Raw genomic sequence first — 15,648 nt, 5'->3', positions numbered from 1 at the left:
TCAGCTGGTCAGCCCGGAGGCCACGACCGTCACGGCGCGGCGGTTCTGGCGATAGCACGCCTCGTCCGAGCAGATCTCGATCGGGCGCTCCTTGCCGTAGCTTACCGTGCGCAGACGGCCCGCGGACACGCCCTGCGAGACGAGGTAATCGCGCGCGGCATTGGCCCGGCGCTCGCCGAGCGCGAGGTTGTATTCCCGGGTGCCCTGCTCGTCGGCGTGGCCCTCGATGATCGCGGTGTACTCGGGGTTGCGCTGGAGCCACTGCGCCTGCTGCGCCAGCGTCGCCTGCGCCTCGCCCGTCAGCGAGGACTGGTCGACCAAGAAGAGCACGCGGTCGCCGATCGTCTCCTGGAAGTACGCCGGGGAGGCCGGGTCGAGCGCCGATTGCGAAATGTCGCCGCCCGCGCCGGGACCATAGAGGCCGCCCGCGCCGGCGCCTGCACCGCCCGCGCCGGGACCGAACCGGTCGGCGCTGGTGCAGGCGCCTAGGCCCAGAGCGACGGTAAGCATCAGCGCCTTGCCGAGATGTGTCATCGAGATGTCCTGTTGCTGTTCTGGCTGCCCGTTTCGGGCGGAGCTTACCACTGCCTTAACGGCATGCAAACGGCACCTGTCAAGGCAGGAGGGGCGACCAGGCCGGGTCCGACGCCGCGCCGTCGGTCGGCACGCGGCGCAGGTTCCGCCCCGAGATGTCGACCGAATACAACGCCGGCTCACCCGCCGCCCCGGCGGTTTCGCGGGTGAACATCAGTACGCGGCCGTTGGGCGCCCAGGTCGGGCCCTCGTCCAGGAAGCTCGCGGTCAGCAGCCGTTCCTCCGAGCCGTCGGTGCGCATGACTCCGATGTGGAAACGGCCCGCGTTCTGCTTGGTGAACGCGATGAGATCGCCGCGCGGCGACCAGACCGGCGTGCCATAGCGGCCGGGGCCGAAGCTGATGCGCTGCGCCTCGCCGCCGCTGGCGGGCATGACGTAAAGCTGCGGCGTGCCCGAACGGTCGCTTTCGAACACGATCTGGCTGCCGTCGGGCGAGAAGCTGGGCGCCGTCTCGATCGAGGGCGCGGTGGTCAGCCGCTCGGGCTGCCCGGCGCCGGGACGCAGGCGGTAGATGTCGGTGTTGCCGCCCTGCGCGAGCGAGAAGATGATCGTGCGGCCGTCCGGCGCGTAGCGCGGCGCGAAGCTCATCGCCTCGGCCGGGACGGGCAGCGGCGTGCGGGTCACGGTGCCGACGTTGAGCTCGTAGATCTGCGGAAAGCCCGTCTCGTAGCTGGTATAAAGCACCCGCTCGCCGTCGGGCGAAAAGCGCGGGGCGAGCACGAGGTCTGCGCCGTCGGTGAGGTACTGCAGGTTCGCGCCGTCGTAATCCATCACCGCCAACCGCTTGAGGCGGTCGTTCTTCGGCCCCCGCTCGGAGACGAAGACCACGCGGCTGTCGAAATAGCCCGACTCGCCCGTGATGCGGGAATAGACGGCGTCGGCCACCTTGTGCGCGATGCGCCGCCAGCTGTTCGTGGTGCCCCCGAACTGGAGCCCGTCGCCCAGGGGACGCTCGGAGAACACGTCGAACAGGCGGAACTTGACGTTGAGCTGGCCGTCCGGCGTGACCGAGACCGCGCCGGTGATCAGCGCCTGCGCGTTGATGGCCTTCCAGTTGGCGTACTGCACGTTTGGCGAGAACTCGGTGACGTTCTCGATGAAGGCGTCGCGCGGGATCTGGCGGAACAGGCCGGTGCCGGTCAGGTCGTCGGCCACCACCTGCGTGATCCGCTGCGCCCACTCCTGCGCGGCTTCATTCTCGGCCTCGAAGGTCGGGATGGCGAAGGGCAGCGGCTCGATCACACCTTCCGTGATCTCGATCCGGAGCGGGCCGTCGCCTTGCTGCGCGGCGGCGGGAAGGGCGAGCGTCAGGGCGGCGAGCGCCAGGGTCAGCAGACGGATAAGTTTCATCTGTTCCTCGATTTGCTCCGGACAGGATGTCGATTTTCGGCGGCGCGGCCACCCCTTGCGGCACGGCCGGAGCTGAATTCGCCGTGACCTGCGCGCCAAGCCATCGTCACCGGACCCGCATCTGGTCGGGGTTGAAGGTGATCTCGACCTCGCGCCACTGGGCGTACTTTTCCTGCGGCAGATCATAGCCGTCGCTCTGGCAGCGCAGGATAGCGCGACGGCCGGCCTCGAAGGCGGTGCGAGTCGCCGAATCGGTGCCGCCCTCGGCCTCGACCATGCGCAGCGAATCCGACACGACGCGGCCCGTCGGTTCCAGCTCGAACCCGATGGTGACGGTCACGCCCGCCGACTCGGAGCCCACGTCGACGACCCAGCACTGCTGGACGGCGACGCGCAGCGAATCCTTCTCGCCCGAGGTCAGGGGCGGCCCGGCCGGCACTTCGCCTACCGCCGGGGCGGCGTCGGTGCGCGACGAGCCCAACGCCTCGGCCAGCGCGTCCGAGACGGCGGCGGTGTCCACGGTCTCGGGCTCTTCTGGCTGCGGCTCCGGCTCGGGCTCTTGTTCCGGCTCGGACTGCGCCACGTTCGTTTGCGCGGGGGTGCGCGGGGCCTCGGCCATCTGCGTCGGGCGCGACGGACGGTTGCGCGGGCGCGGCGAGGCCTCGGGCGCCGCGGGCGGTGCCTCGGCCTCGGTCACGATCTCGGTCGTCGCCTCCTCGGGGGCGGTCGGTGTCTCTTCCTCGACCACCTGCTCGGCGGGCTCCTGCGGATCAGGCGTCGTCGTCTCGACGACCTCGGGCGCGATTTCGGCCTCGGGCGGCGGGGGTGGTGCGGCCTGCGGGGCCACGCGCGGCGCGGCGCGCGGGGCCGGCTGAAGGTTCGTCGACGGCGCGTCCTCGACCGGCGGCGGCGCGGGGACGTCGGGCGGCGCGTCGGCCACCTCGGCCTGCGGGGCCAGCGGGGCCAGTGGCTCGGGCGCCGCGTCCGGCGTGTCGGGGGCCTGCGCCTCGGGCGCGTCGGGCGTCTGCGGCGCCTCGTCGGGTGCGGGCGCGGCAGGCGGCGCGTCGGTCTCGGCCGGGGCAAGCGCCTCGGGCGCGGCGGCGGTGACCTCGGGCGCCTGCTCGGGCCGGGTCAGCGCGGCGAACTCCTCTTCCGACAGGATCGAGACCTCGGTCGCCTGCGGCGGCGGCAGCGGCTCGCGCGTGAACCAGCCGCCGAAGAGGGCGAACAGGATGAGGGCCAGGTGACCCGCCCCCGATATGTACCAGCCCGTGCGCAAGGTGCGGCCTTACCCGTCCTGCCCGTCGAAACGCGGCCCGCCCGTGTCGGTGACGAGCCCGATATCGCTGAACCCGCCGTTGTTGAGCGCGCCCATCACCTGCACGACCCGCTCGTACGGGATCGTCCCGTCGGCGCGCAGGTAGACCTTGTTCGACGCACGCTCGGCCGCGATGGCGCGAAGCTGCCCGATCAGGTTCTCGGACTCCGTCTCGTTCGCCATCAGCAGGACGCGGCCGTCGGCGGTGAGCGTGACGGTCAGCGGCTCCTCCTGCTCGGTCGGCAGCGCCTGCGCCGAGGTCTGCGGCAGCTCCACCGGCACGCCCACGGTCAGAAGCGGCGCGGCGACCATGAAGATGATCAGCAGCACCAGCATCACGTCGACGAAGGGCGTGACGTTGATCTCGGCCATCGGCTGCGCCCGGCGGCGGCGCCGGCGGCGGCCTCCTCCTGCGCTGTCGCTCTTGATGACGCCTGCCCCCATGTCAGGCCGCCGTGTCGAGCTGACGGGACAGGATGGTCGAGAACTCGTCGGCGAAGGCCTCGTAGCCGCCCACGATGCGGGCCTGGTCGGCGCTGAGCTTGTTGTAGAAGATCACCGCCGGGATGGCCGCCAGAAGGCCCAGACCGGTGGCCAGCAGCGCCTCGGCGATGCCGGGGGCGACGACGGCGAGGTTGGTGTTCTGCGCCTCCGCGATCTCGATGAAGGCGTGCATGATACCCCAGACCGTGCCGAAAAGGCCGATGAACGGCGCCGTCGAGCCCACGGTGGCCAGAAGCGGCAGGCCGCGCTCCAGCTCTTCGGATTCCTTGGCGATGGCCACGTCCATCGACCGCTCGATGCGCGCCTGCGCGCCGGGGATCAGCGCGCCGTCCTGCCTGTGGCTGCGCTCCCACTCGACCATGCCCGAGGCGAACACCGCCTCGGCCCGGCCCGAGGGGTTGGGGCCGAGCTTCTGGTAAAGCTCGTCCAGCGGCTCGCCGGACCAGAAGGCGCGGTCGAAGCGCCGTGCCTCGCGCCGGGCGCGGGCGAAGGTCAGGTGCTTCTGGATGATGATCGCCCAGGACCACACCGAGGCCAGGATCAGGATCAGCATGACCAGTTTCACGGTCACGGTGGCGCGGGCGAACAGCGCCCACATGGAGAAATCCATCTCCTGCGCCAGCACGAGTGTTTCGGTTTCCATCGATTGCCTGCTCTTCTCAATCCGCGGCCGGATTCCGCCCGGCGTCATTACGCGGGAGTCTAGCCGGAAAGTAGGGGTCACGCCAACACAACAGCGTCAACGCGAACCGCCGCCCTGCCTCACCCCACCCGTCGGCGGAAATCGGCCGGCAGCCGCGCCGGCCGTCCCTCGGCCGTCAGCACCACCAGCGTGACCCGGGACGAGAACAGCGTCACGTCGGCGCGCCGCACCTCCTGCCGCAGCACCACGCGGGCCGGCCGCAGCTCTTCGAGCGTGGTGACGATGTCGAGCTTGTCGTCGAACTTCGCGGGCGACAGGTAATCCGCCTCGACCCGCCGGACGGCGAACACGATCCCCTCCTCCGCCTTCAGCCTTGCCTGGTCGACGCCCAGCTCGCGCACCCACTCGGTCCGCGCACGTTCGATGAATTTCAGGTAGTTGGCGTAGTAGACGATCCCGGCGAGGTCGGTATCCTCGTAGTAGACGCGGACGGAGAACGTGTGGCTCACCGCAACCGCTCCACTCGCGGCGCCAGCCGGAGCGCATGCGCCGGGTCATCCGCCGCGTCAGGCATCACCGGGTCGTAGGCCGCCTGCACCAGCGCCCCGATCTCGGGCCGCAGGATCGTCGCGCCCCCCGCCGTCACGGCAAGCGGCGAGCGGTCGCGGAAGGCGGTGTCGGACCACAGAAGCGCCGACTGCACCACTTGGCTCAGCGCCAGCGTCTCGGCCGGCATCTCGCTCAGGTGCGCGTCCATGCGCAGGAAGACGAAGCAGGCCCGGATCGCGCCACGCTCGTCGAAGCGGAAGACGCGGTACTGGTTGGCGTCGGCCTGTTCGAGCCGCGGCACCAGCGCGCCCAGGTCCGGGATCAGCCGGTCGAGGTTGGGCACCCCGGGCAGCTCGGCCCAGTCCCGGCAGAAGAAGACCATGAAGTTCGCGCCCAGCTCGGGGTCGGTCTCGGCCACGTCGCGGCCGGTCAGCCGCGCGACGGCCTCGATTGCACCCTTCACGGTGCGCAGCGTCTCGTCCTCGACGCCGAAAACCACCGGCGCCACGGGGCGACCCCAGCGGGCGAAGGCATAGCGCCCGTCCGAGCGGGTGAAGAGCTGTTCTATCTCGTCTGCCGTCATGGCCCCGGCCTAGCCACACTCGCCGCCGCGCGCAAGCCGTGGCGGCGGCGACACGAGCGGTCGCCGCGCGTCACTGAAAGGCGGGGAACAGTGGACGTTACGTGAGGGTTCGGGCAGCCCTTGCTCCGCTAAAAATTGGCTTATCTTCATCGAAACGAATGACTGAGCAGAAGCTTCACAACCAGGCGGGCCGCACGGTCGAGCACAGCGGCGACAACGCGGGGACCGCGTTTCCCGGCGCATCCGGCGTGCTGTTCGAACAAGCGATGGCGCAGACGCGCATGGCCGTCACGCTGTCGGACCCGCACGACCCGGATCACCCCCTCGTCTTCGTCAACCGCGCGTTCCTGGAACTCACTGGCTACGACGAGGACGAGATCCTGGGCCGCAACTGCCGCTTCCTGCAGGGCCCCGGCACCGATCCAGAGGCGGTTGCCCGGCTGGGCCGCGCCGTGCGCGACAACGACGTCGTCGTGGTCGAACTGCTGAACTATCGCAAGAACGGCGCTGCGTTCTGGAATGCCGTCCATATCGGGCCGATCTACCACGAGGACGGAACGCTGCGGTACATCTTCGGCTCGCAGTGGGACGTTACCGACGTGCATGCCGCGCGCAGCGAGGAACGTCACGCGCGGCTGATGGAGCGCGAGATCAGCCACCGCATGAAGAACATGTTCGCGGTCATCAGCTCGATCGTGAACATGCTGGGCAAGACGTCGACCGAGCCGGCCCTGGGCCGCGACATCAACGAGCGTATCCGGGCGCTCGGCCGGGCACACGAGGCTACGCTGCAGCTTTCCTTCCAGCAAGGCCGCGTCGATCCCACGCAGATGTTCCGTGAACTCGTCGGCCCCTACACGTCGGATCCCCGCGCGCTCGACCTCGACGGCGGGGCGGTGCAGCTCGATTCGAACAGCGTCTCGATCCTTGCGCTCACCCTGCACGAGCTGGCGACCAACGCCGTCAAGCACGGGGCGCTGTCGTCCAAACGGGGGCGCGTTGCGCTGTCGTGGCGCATGTGCCGCGCAGACGGGCAGGATCAACCCCTGCTCCGCCTGACCTGGACCGAGCGCGGAGGCCCGCCCCTGCACGGCGACCCCGAGCGCCTGGGCGCGGGATCCGAGATCACGACGAGAATGCTGCGCGCGGCAGGCGGCGTCATCCGGCGCCGCTGGGACACGGCGGGCCTGACCGCCGAGATCGAGCTGCCGCTGCAGTGCTGAAACACCACCACGAAAGCGAGACGATGGACGAACACGCGACCGCCCCCGGGGCATTGAAAGACACGCGCCTTCTCCTGGTCGAGGACGAGGTGCTGATCGCGATGGACGTCTCCGACTTCCTCGAAGACGCAGGCGCGCGCGTGGATCACGCGGTGAGCCTGGGCCGGGCGCTCGCACTGGCGCGCGCCAACCGCTACGACGGCGCAGTGCTCGACGTCACGCTGGGCCGGCACGACAACTGCGTGCCCGTGGCCGAGGTTCTGCACGCCGACGGCGTTCCGTTCATCCTGCATTCGGGCGACCCGGAACGGCAGGGCGAAGTGGTGGCGGCCTTCACGGCCCCGCTGGTCCGCAAGCCCAGCGCCCCGGAAGAGGTCATCGCGGCACTCTCGGCGGAGCTACGCAAGGCGCGCGCAACCGCCGAGGCCTGAGGAACCCGCACCCGCGGCCGCTCATCACATTTCCGCCGGGCCGGAACTGCGCCGCGTCCCGTGACGCTCTGTTTATCGAAGCCGCCGGGCTGGTCCGGCGGCCCGAAACACGGGAGACAGCCACATGGTCACGACCGTAGGACGCGAAAGCGACATCAGGGATCTGGTGACCAACCTGATCCTGCTCGAACGCGACGCCATCGCGGCGTACGACACCTGTATCGAGAAGCTCGACAACCCGACGCTGGCCGACACGATCCGCGACTTCCGCGGCGATCACCTCCAGCACCTCGACACGCTGCAGACCATGGCGCGCGAGGCCGGCGCCGAGGCCCCGGCCGACGGCGACGCCAAGCAGATGATGACCACCGGCAAGGTCACGCTGGCCGACATGATGGGCGACGGCGCCGTGCTCAAGGCGATGAAGACCAACGAGGACGACACCGTCACCGCCTATGAACGCGCCGCCAACCACCAGGACGCGGTGCCGGCCTCGAAGGCATTCTTCGAAAAGGCCCTGGCCGACGAACAGCGCCACCGCGCGTGGATGGAACGCACCGCGGAAAGCATGTGAGGCCCGGCGGCCCGGCCTTCTTCGCCGGGCCGCGCGCCATCATCTCCGGAAATTTTACACCATATTGCACTTCAGTGCACTCCGCAGCCTGCCGACCATCCCGCGATCACAGGCGCTGCGGAGCCCCTGCGCCTGCAAATACAGCGCTTGCGCCGCGCGACCGCTCCTCATAGCATGATTTCCGACACCAAAGGCTGGGGCGGAAATTTTGCAAGCCATCGGACAAGCTCTCGCGCTGGCGCTTTCACTCGTCCTGTCGGGCGACGGCGACCTGCTCGAGATCGTGGGCCTTTCGCTCCGCGTCAGCCTGTCCGCCACGCTCGTCGCCTGCGCCCTCGGCCTGCCGCTGGGCGCGTTGCTGGCCATCAGCCGCTTTCCCGGCCGCAACGCCGCGCTCATCGTGGTCAACGCGCTGATGGGCCTGCCGCCGGTCGTGGTCGGCCTGATCGTGTACCTCCACCTCTCGCGCGCGGGACCGCTGGGCTTTCTGGGCCTGCTCTACACGCCGACGGCGATGATCATCGCTCAGACGATCCTGATCACGCCAATCGTCGCCGCCCTGTCACGCCAGGTGCTCGAGGATCTGCACGGTGAATACGCCGAGCAGTTCCGCTCGCTCTGCCTGAGCCGGACCCAGACCGTGGGCGCGCTGGTGTGGGACGCGCGGTATTCGCTGCTGACCGTCGGGCTCGCCGGCTTCGGCCGCGCGGTGGCCGAGGTCGGGGCGGTCATCATCGTCGGCGGCAACATCGACCATCTGACGCGGGTGATGACCACCGCCATCGCGCTGGAGACGTCGAAGGGCGACCTGCCGCTGGCGCTGGCCCTGGGCATCGTGCTGATGGTGATCGCGCTGGGGGTGAACGCGCTGGTGCAGGGGCTGCGGATGACCGCGACGAGGCAGGCCTATGCCTGAGGCGATCCTTACCGGCGCCCCGGCCCGCACGGCCGAACGCGCGGGCCCCGCGCCGCTCATGCCGCTGGCCGCGCGCGGCCTGACGCTCGAGGTCGGCGGCCGGACGCTGATCGACGGCATCGACCTGACCCTCGCCGCCGGACGCACGACGATGATCATGGGGCCGAACGGCGCGGGCAAGAGCCTGCTTCTGAAGCTGCTCCACGGCCTGACCCCGCCCACGGCCGGGCGCATCGAGTGGGGCGGCCACCCGCTGTCCCCGGCGATCGTGCGGCGGCAGGCGATGGTCTTTCAGAAGCCGGTCCTGCTGCGCCGCTCGGTCGCCGCGAACATCGACTTCGTGCTGCGCGCCCGCAGTCGCCGCGACAGGGCGCGCCGCGACGCCCTGCTCGACCACGTGGGTCTTCTGGGCCACGCGGGCCAACCTGCGCGCCTGCTGTCGGGTGGCGAACAGCAGCGCCTCGCCCTCGCCCGGGCCTTGGCAACCGAGCCCGAGGTTCTGTTCCTCGACGAGCCGACCGCCAGCCTCGACCCCGCCTCGGTCCTCAAGATCGAAGAGATCGTGCGCACCGCCCGCGGCGGCGGCACGCGCATCGTCTTCGTCACACACGATGTGGGCCAGGCAAAGCGGCTCGCCGACGACGTGGTGTTCATCCACCGCGGCCGCGTGGCCGAGCATCGGCGGGCCGACGACTTCTTCGCGGACCCGGCCAGCGCCGCCGCCCGCGACTACCTCGCCGGACGCATCGTCGTCTGAGGCGCACCCATAACAAGTAAAAGGGAGATCCCGATGACAGTGAAGCTACTCGGCAGCGCGACCCTCGCCGCCCTCCTGGCCGCCGGAGCGGCCGTCGCGCAGGACGACGCGATCATCGTGCAGTCCACGACTTCGACGGCCAATTCGGGTCTCTACGACCACCTCCTCCCGATGTTCGAGGAAGAGACGGGCATCGACGTCAACGTCGTCGCCGTGGGTACCGGGCAGGCGATCCAGAATGCGCGCAACTGCGACGGCGACGTGCTGCTGGTCCACGCCAAGCCGTCCGAAGAGCAGTTCGTCGCAGACGGCATGGGCGTCGAGCGCTTCGACCTGATGTACAACGACTTCCTCCTCGTCGGGCCCGAAAGCGACCCCGCCGGCGTCGCGGGCATGGAGGACGCGCAGGCCGCGCTCGAGCAGATCGCCGGAAGCGGCGCGCCCTTCGCCTCGCGCGGGGACGACTCGGGCACGCACAAGAAAGAGATGTCGCTTTGGTCCGACACCGGCGTGGACCCCACCGCCGCTTCGGGCGAGTGGTACCGCGAAACCGGCTCGGGCATGGGCGCGACGCTCAATGCCGGCGTCGGCATGGGCGCCTATGTCATGACCGACCGCGCCACCTGGATCAGCTTCGAGAACAAGGGCGACTTCGACATTCTGGTCGAAGGCGACGAGGATCTGTTCAACCAGTACGGCGTGATCCTCGTAAACCCCGAGCAGTGCCCCAGCGTGAACGCCGCGGCCGGGCAGACCTTCATCGACTGGCTGCTGTCGGACGAAGGCCAGGAGGCCATCGGCGCCTACGAGGTCGACGGCCAGCAGCTCTTTTTCCCCAACGCCGGCGCCTGACGCGCCCGCTGGGCGGCCCTTGCCGCCCCGCCCTCAGTCGCAGATGATGCGCGGCGGAGGATGCATGACCGACACCCAGACACGCCCGCCCGAATACCTGACCGTCCGCGAACTGGCCGAGCTTCTGCGGATCAAGGAGCGCAAGGTCTACGACCTCGCCGCTTCGGGCGAGGTGCCCTGTTCGCGCGCAACCGGTAAGCTTCTGTTCCCAGAGCGCGAGATCCGCGCCTGGATCGCGCAAGCCAGCAGCGGCGGCCCGGTGGCCGAGCGCGCGGACCAGCCCGGCGTGTTCCTGGGCAGCCATGACCCCCTCCTCGAATGGGCCCTGCGCCAGTCGCGCTGCGGGCTCGCCACCTATTTCGACGGCAGCCTCGACGGCCTGACCCGCTTCCGCGCGGGCGAAGGCGTGGCCGCCGGCCTGCACATCCACGACGCCACCACGGGCGAGTGGAACACTCCCCGCGTCGCTGCCGACTGCGCAGGCGAGAACGCGGTGCTCGTGGGCTGGGCCACGCGCCGGCGGGGGCTGGTGATCCGGGCGGAAGAGGACACCATCGCCGGCATCTCCGACCTGCGCGGCCGCCGTGTCGTCCCGCGCCAACCCGAGTCGGGGACCGAAACGCTGTTCCGCGAGCGGCTGGCCGCGGCGGGCCTTTCGTCCGACGACATCACGCTGGCCGAAATCGCCCGCAGCGAACACGACGCCGTGCTGGCCGTGGCCCAGGGCGACGCCGACGCGGCCTTCGGACTCGAGGCGCTGGCGCGGCTTTTCGGCCTGGGATTCGCGCCGGTCGTCGAGGAACGCTTCGACCTCCTGATCGACCGCCGCGCGTGGTTCGAGCCGCCGGTGCAGGCCTTCCTCGCCTTCTGCCGCACCGACGAGTTCCGCGACCGCGCCGCCAATACGGCGGGCTACGACGTCTCGTCCCTGGGCGAGGTGCGCTGGAACGCCTAGCCCCGCGTCACCGTCACGCTGCTGCCCTCATCGTCCCCGGCCTCCGCGCGCCCGCGCCTGCTGGATCTTTCCCTCCCGCTGCGTCACAAGCCCCTGCGGGAATTGCAGAAAGGACAACAGGTGGCGCAAACGCAGGAGTCGGTACAGGCCTTCAAATCCTACGTCGCGGTCCGCGCGCGGCTGCCCGAGGCAGCGTTCGGTGCGACCTATGCCACCGCCGCCGACCTGGGCGAGGCGGCACGGGAGTTCGACGTGGTGATGCTGGACGCCTATGGCGTGCTCAACGTGGGCGAGACGCCGGTACCCGGCGCGCCCGAGCGCATCGCGGCCCTGCGTGCCGCCGGCAAGCGGGTGATGGTGGTGTCGAACTCCGCCGGGTACCCGAAGCGGCTGATGATGCAGCGGTATGCACGGCTTGGCTTCGACTTCGCGCCGGAAGAGGTCGTTACCAGCCGCGAGGCGCTGCTGCGCCGCCTGTCGCAGGAGGGTCCGCGCCGCTGGGGCCTGATGCTGAACCCGGCCAACGGGCTCGAGGAGTTCGAGACGCTCGACGCCCGCTTCCTCGCCGACGACCCGGCGGAGTACGAGGCGGCGGAGGGATTCCTGCTCATCGGCTCTGACGGCTGGAGCGACGCCCGGCAGGAGATGCTGGAGGCGACTCTCGCAGCCCGCCCGCGCCCGGTGCTCGTGGGCAATCCCGACATCGTCGCCCCGCGCGAGGACGGGCTGTCGCGTGAACCCGGCCACTTCGCCCATCGCCTCGCCGACCGCACGGGCGTGGTGCCCGACTTCTTCGGCAAGCCCTTTCGCGACGTGTTCAGGCTCGCCCTCGACCGCCTCTCCCCCCGCCCCGACCCGGCGCGCGTTCTGATGGTGGGTGACACGCTGCACACCGACATCCTCGGCGGCCGCGCCATGGGCTTCGCCACCGCGCTCGTCACCGACTTCGGCTCGCTCAAGGGGGCGGATATCGACGTCGCGGCGGAGCGGGCGGACATCATGCCGGACTTCGTGATCCCGCGAATCTGAGGCACGGGGCCAGACGAGCGCGCGTCCCGACAAAGGAAGAGCGCCAAAAGGTAACACTGTCCCCTCACGCGTGTTCACCACAACAGGACAACGCCCGCCCATGGCGGCGGTCGGGCCTGTCTGGCCGCTGGCCCGGATGTGTTGGCGGAAAGCGGGTGCGGAAACGGCTCCGGTTGCGCTGGCCGCGTGCTCCTGTCCGACGACGCCTCTTACAACACCACGCGCGGCTCCGGACGGCCGACGCCCACGCCGGTGACGGCGAAGGTCCGGCCGTGGGCGGGCTGTTCGGCCAACTCCTCGGGGGCGAGGCCGTCCGATGCGGAGGTACAGTAGAGCGTCCCGAGGTCCGGGCCGCCGAAGGCCGGGCAGGTGGTCTGGCTCGCCGGGAAGGCCACCTCCCGCAGAAATGCCCCGTCGGGCGCATAGCAGGCGACGCGGCCGCTGCCGTACTGCGCGTTCCAGAGGTTTCCATCGGCGTCCGTCACCGCCCCGTCCGGCGCGTGCGGCGTGTCCGACAGGTCGACCAGCACCGAGGGTTCCTCCTCCGGCCATCCGTCGCCGTCGAGCGCCACGCGCATGATGCGCTTGTCGTTCGTGTCGGTGAAATACCCCGTCCGCCCGTCAGGTGCGAAACAGATGGCGTTGGTGATGGTCAGCGGCGCGAAAAGCCGCCGCAGCTCGTCCCGGTAATAGCGATAGATCGCGCCCGCCCCGGGCTCGGCGTTCTTGCCCATCGTCCCGATCCAGAAGCCCCCGTGCGGATCCGCGCGCCCGTCGTTCGAGCGCGTCACCGGGTCCGCGGCCTCCAGGTCCACGACGTGCTCGTGCCCGCCGCTTTCGATGTCGAACCGGAACAGCGCCGTCTCGGAGGCGATCAGCAGCGAAGTCCGGTCGACCCAGCCCGCGGCCGAGACGTGTTCGTCGAACTGCCAGTGCCGCGTGCCCGCGCCCTCGCGCGTCAGCAGGCGGCGCGAAAGGATGTCGAACCAGAACAGCTGCTCGCGCTCGGGGTGCCACAGCGGCCCCTCGCCCAGCAGGCACTGCGTGTCGTCGAAGGTGATGCTCATCGTGCGACCTCGTCATAGGCGGCGACGGTGTCCCGGGCGCGGGCGCCCACATCCGCCGACACGTCCCCGGGGCGATAGAGAGAGGTGCCCAGCCCGAAGCCGCTGGCCCCGGCGGCAAGCCACGCGCCGAAGTCGCGCGGTCCGACGCCGCCGACCATGTAGACCTGCGTCTCGACCGGCAAGACCGCGCGCAGCGCCTTCAGGCCCTCGATTCCCATCTGGAACGCGGGGAATACCTTCAGACCGGTCGCCCCGGCCTTGAGCGCCGCGAAGCACTCCGACGGCGTCAGCACGCCCGGGAAGCTCTGAAGCCCGGCGGCGACCGTCGCGGCGATGACCCTAGGATCGCAGTTGGGCGACACCACGAGCTTGCCGCCCGCCGCCCGCACCTCGTACACCTGCGCCGTCGTCAGGACGGTGCCCGCGCCGATGAGCGCCGCGTCGCCGAAGGCGGCGGCCATCAGGCGCACGCTCTCGATCGGGTCGGGCGAGTTCAGCGGCACCTCGATCCGGTCGATGCCGGCGTCGATCAGCGCACCGGCGACCTCGACGGCCTCGGAAGGGTCGATGCCGCGCAGGATGGCGATCAGGGGGCGGCTCACTGGGCGGTCTCCTTCAGCTTCGCATGCGCGGCGATCAGGCCCGCGCGCGTCATCTCTCCGCCGTCGTGGCGCACGGCCGCCACGCCCTGCGCCGAGAGCGCGGCGCGGTAAAGCGCAGTGAGCGCGGGTGCCCCGATCAGCGCGACCTCGCGCCCCAGCCAATAGGGCCGCGCGGCGGCCAGTTCCGCCCCGATCAGCAGGCCCGACAGACGCGCACGCGCGGTCTGCGCGGCGAGGTCGTTGAGCAGCCCCTCGGCGCGCAGGCCGAACAGCCGCGCCGCCAGCGCCTCGGGGCGGGACATGGAGTCGGTGACGGCGTCGGCGAAGGCCGCGTCATCCCAGCCCTCGCCCGCCACGGAGTGGCGCAACACCGAGCGGTCCGTCAGCAGCCCGAAGATCTCGCCGGTCATCGCCGTCTGAAAACTCACGATCTCTTCGGCAGAGACATGCACCCACTTGGTGTGGGTGCCCGGCAAGCAGAGCACGCCGTCGAAATCCTTTCGCTGCGAAAGGAAGCCGGCGATCTGCGTCTCCTCCCCCCGCATCACGTCGGCCGGGCGGTCCTGCTTGACGCCGGGGACGATGTGCACCGACAGGCGCGGGTCGCGCACCGGCGCCTGCGTGAAGCCAGCGCCCAGCGGCGTGCAGGGCACGGCGGCATAGGGCGCCTCGGCCCAGCCCTGCCGCGCGCCGACCATGCCGCAGGCCACGACGTTGATGTGATCGCCCACGTCCCACGGCGCAAGAAGGTCCAGCAGCGCCGGCTCGAACCCGTCGCGGTCGAGCGCGGCCATGCCGCTCTCGGACGACGCCTTGGCCAGCACCTTCGCCCCGTCCATGGCCCAGGCGCGCAGGTGGGTGGTGCCCCAGTCGACGGCGATCCAGGTCGGGCGCACGCTCATCCCGTCACCACCACGCCGCCGTCCACGACCAGCGCCTGCCCCGTCATCATGCGCGACGCGTCGGAGGCCAGGAACAGGACCGGTCCGGCCATGTCCTCGGGCGACAGGTGCTCTTTCAGGCACTGCCGGTCGAGATGCGCGGCCAGCCCCTCGGGCGTGGCCCACATCTCGCGCTGCTTGTCGGTCAGCACCCAGCCGGGGGCAAGCGCGTTCACGCGGATGCCGTCGGGCCCGAACTCCCGGGCGAGAGACCGTGTCATGCCGTTGATCCCTGAATTCGCGGTGGTGTAGGCGACGTAGCCCGCCTGCCCCATCATGTAGCTGATCGAGGTGAAGTTGACGATGGCGCCGCCGCCCGCCGCCTTCATCCCCGGCGCGACGGCCTGCGCGGCGAAGAAGTACGGCTTGAGGTTGATGTCCATCGCCCGGTCCCAGTACGCCTCGTCGATCTCGAGCGCGGCGTGGCGCGCGTCGTTGGCGGCGTTGTTGACCAGCACCGTCACGGGGCCGTGCAGGCGCGCGGCCTCTGCCAGGGCGTCTCGCAGCGCGGCGGTGTCGGTGATGTCGCACGAGGCGAAGGCGGGGCGGCGGCCGTGCTTGTCCTCCATCTCGTCGGCGAAAGCGGTGCCGTCGCGGCGCTGGACGAAGAAGACCCGCGCGCCCTGCTCCAGGAAGCCGTCAGTCAGCGCCGCGCCGATGCCGGAGCCGCCGCCGGTGATGAAGACGGACGCATCGTCGAGGTCTGGGAAACGGGCGGTATGGCGCATCGACTCCTCCGGAGGGGGCACGGATTTTCGA

The 15,648-nt window shown here is 70.4% G+C and carries 19 protein-coding genes; 8 read left to right on the top strand and 11 right to left on the bottom strand.

Annotation, left to right across the window (positions count from 1 at the left end):
* The 7 genes from pal to BM162_RS05445 form a co-directional block, all read right to left on the bottom strand.
* Positions 1-534, bottom strand: a complete 534-nt coding sequence (gene pal, locus BM162_RS05475; protein ID WP_093418836.1) for a peptidoglycan-associated lipoprotein Pal — start codon at positions 532-534, stop codon at positions 1-3.
* Between the two features lie 79 nt (positions 535-613).
* Positions 614-1,945, bottom strand: coding sequence for a Tol-Pal system beta propeller repeat protein TolB (gene tolB, locus BM162_RS05470; protein ID WP_093418834.1), 1,332 nt, complete (start codon positions 1,943-1,945; stop codon positions 614-616).
* Between the two features lie 106 nt (positions 1,946-2,051).
* Positions 2,052-3,224, bottom strand: a complete 1,173-nt coding sequence (gene tolA, locus BM162_RS05465; protein WP_093418831.1) for a cell envelope integrity protein TolA — start codon at positions 3,222-3,224, stop codon at positions 2,052-2,054.
* A gap of 9 nt (positions 3,225-3,233) precedes the next feature.
* Complete coding sequence (gene tolR, locus BM162_RS05460; protein WP_093418828.1) at positions 3,234-3,707, bottom strand: protein TolR; 474 nt, start codon at positions 3,705-3,707, stop codon at positions 3,234-3,236.
* 1 nt (position 3,708) lies between these two features.
* Positions 3,709-4,410, bottom strand: a complete 702-nt coding sequence (gene tolQ / locus BM162_RS05455) for a protein TolQ (protein WP_093418826.1) — start codon at positions 4,408-4,410, stop codon at positions 3,709-3,711.
* A 119-nt stretch (positions 4,411-4,529) separates the two neighbouring features.
* Positions 4,530-4,919, bottom strand: coding sequence for a tol-pal system-associated acyl-CoA thioesterase (gene ybgC, locus BM162_RS05450; protein WP_093418823.1), 390 nt, complete (start codon positions 4,917-4,919; stop codon positions 4,530-4,532).
* Positions 4,916-5,542 carry a hypothetical protein gene (locus tag BM162_RS05445; RefSeq protein ID WP_093418820.1) on the bottom strand — a complete coding sequence of 209 codons (627 nt, stop codon included), beginning with the start codon at positions 5,540-5,542 and terminating at the stop codon, positions 4,916-4,918. Before BM162_RS05445 ends, ybgC begins: the two co-directional genes overlap by 4 nt.
* Before the next feature lie 158 nt (positions 5,543-5,700).
* Here BM162_RS05445 and BM162_RS05440 point away from each other — a divergent pair, with 158 nt between their 5' ends.
* From BM162_RS05440 to BM162_RS05405, 8 genes are all read left to right on the top strand, one after another.
* Positions 5,701-6,765, top strand: coding sequence for a PAS domain-containing protein (locus BM162_RS05440; RefSeq protein ID WP_093418817.1), 1,065 nt, complete (start codon positions 5,701-5,703; stop codon positions 6,763-6,765).
* On the top strand, positions 6,759-7,196 hold the full coding sequence (locus BM162_RS05435) for a response regulator (RefSeq protein ID WP_093418815.1): 438 nt from the start codon (positions 6,759-6,761) through the stop codon (positions 7,194-7,196). The genes BM162_RS05440 and BM162_RS05435 overlap by 7 nt, the downstream gene beginning before the upstream one ends.
* Positions 7,197-7,320: 124 nt before the next feature.
* Positions 7,321-7,770, top strand: coding sequence for a DUF2383 domain-containing protein (locus BM162_RS05430; protein ID WP_093418812.1), 450 nt, complete (start codon positions 7,321-7,323; stop codon positions 7,768-7,770).
* Between the two features lie 208 nt (positions 7,771-7,978).
* Positions 7,979-8,686 carry an ABC transporter permease gene (locus tag BM162_RS05425; protein WP_093418810.1) on the top strand — a complete coding sequence of 236 codons (708 nt, stop codon included), beginning with the start codon at positions 7,979-7,981 and terminating at the stop codon, positions 8,684-8,686.
* A complete protein-coding gene (locus BM162_RS05420) occupies positions 8,679-9,443 on the top strand; it encodes an ATP-binding cassette domain-containing protein (RefSeq protein WP_093418807.1) in 765 nt (254 codons plus the stop codon). The genes BM162_RS05425 and BM162_RS05420 overlap by 8 nt, the downstream gene beginning before the upstream one ends.
* Before the next feature lie 33 nt (positions 9,444-9,476).
* Complete coding sequence (locus BM162_RS05415) at positions 9,477-10,295, top strand: ABC transporter substrate-binding protein (RefSeq protein WP_093418804.1); 819 nt, start codon at positions 9,477-9,479, stop codon at positions 10,293-10,295.
* 64 nt (positions 10,296-10,359) lie between these two features.
* On the top strand, positions 10,360-11,250 hold the full coding sequence (locus BM162_RS05410) for a substrate-binding domain-containing protein (RefSeq protein ID WP_093418802.1): 891 nt from the start codon (positions 10,360-10,362) through the stop codon (positions 11,248-11,250).
* 120 nt (positions 11,251-11,370) lie between these two features.
* Positions 11,371-12,279 carry an HAD-IIA family hydrolase gene (locus BM162_RS05405; protein WP_177215073.1) on the top strand — a complete coding sequence of 303 codons (909 nt, stop codon included), beginning with the start codon at positions 11,371-11,373 and terminating at the stop codon, positions 12,277-12,279.
* A 209-nt stretch (positions 12,280-12,488) separates the two neighbouring features.
* On the opposite strand, the gene BM162_RS05400 is transcribed toward BM162_RS05405, so the two are convergent.
* Genes BM162_RS05400 through BM162_RS05385 form a run of 4 tightly spaced genes read right to left on the bottom strand, consistent with a single transcriptional unit; the run spans position 12,489 to position 15,617 of the window.
* Positions 12,489-13,346, bottom strand: a complete 858-nt coding sequence (locus BM162_RS05400; protein ID WP_093418799.1) for an SMP-30/gluconolactonase/LRE family protein — start codon at positions 13,344-13,346, stop codon at positions 12,489-12,491.
* Entirely contained in the window at positions 13,343-13,948 is a 606-nt protein-coding gene (locus tag BM162_RS05395) for a 2-dehydro-3-deoxy-6-phosphogalactonate aldolase (protein WP_093418796.1), read from the bottom strand. The genes BM162_RS05400 and BM162_RS05395 overlap by 4 nt, the downstream gene beginning before the upstream one ends.
* Positions 13,945-14,850, bottom strand: a complete 906-nt coding sequence (locus BM162_RS05390; RefSeq protein WP_093418794.1) for a 2-dehydro-3-deoxygalactonokinase — start codon at positions 14,848-14,850, stop codon at positions 13,945-13,947. Before BM162_RS05390 ends, BM162_RS05395 begins: the two co-directional genes overlap by 4 nt.
* Entirely contained in the window at positions 14,847-15,617 is a 771-nt protein-coding gene (locus BM162_RS05385) for an SDR family NAD(P)-dependent oxidoreductase (protein WP_093418792.1), read from the bottom strand. The genes BM162_RS05390 and BM162_RS05385 overlap by 4 nt, the downstream gene beginning before the upstream one ends.
* Between the last annotated feature and the right edge of the window lie 31 nt (positions 15,618-15,648).

Origin of the sequence: Tranquillimonas alkanivorans (assembly GCF_900115595.1) — a bacterium.
Taxonomy (GTDB): Bacteria; Pseudomonadota; Alphaproteobacteria; order Rhodobacterales; family Rhodobacteraceae; genus Tranquillimonas; species Tranquillimonas alkanivorans.
This window is presented reverse-complemented; position numbering and strand designations above follow the sequence as displayed.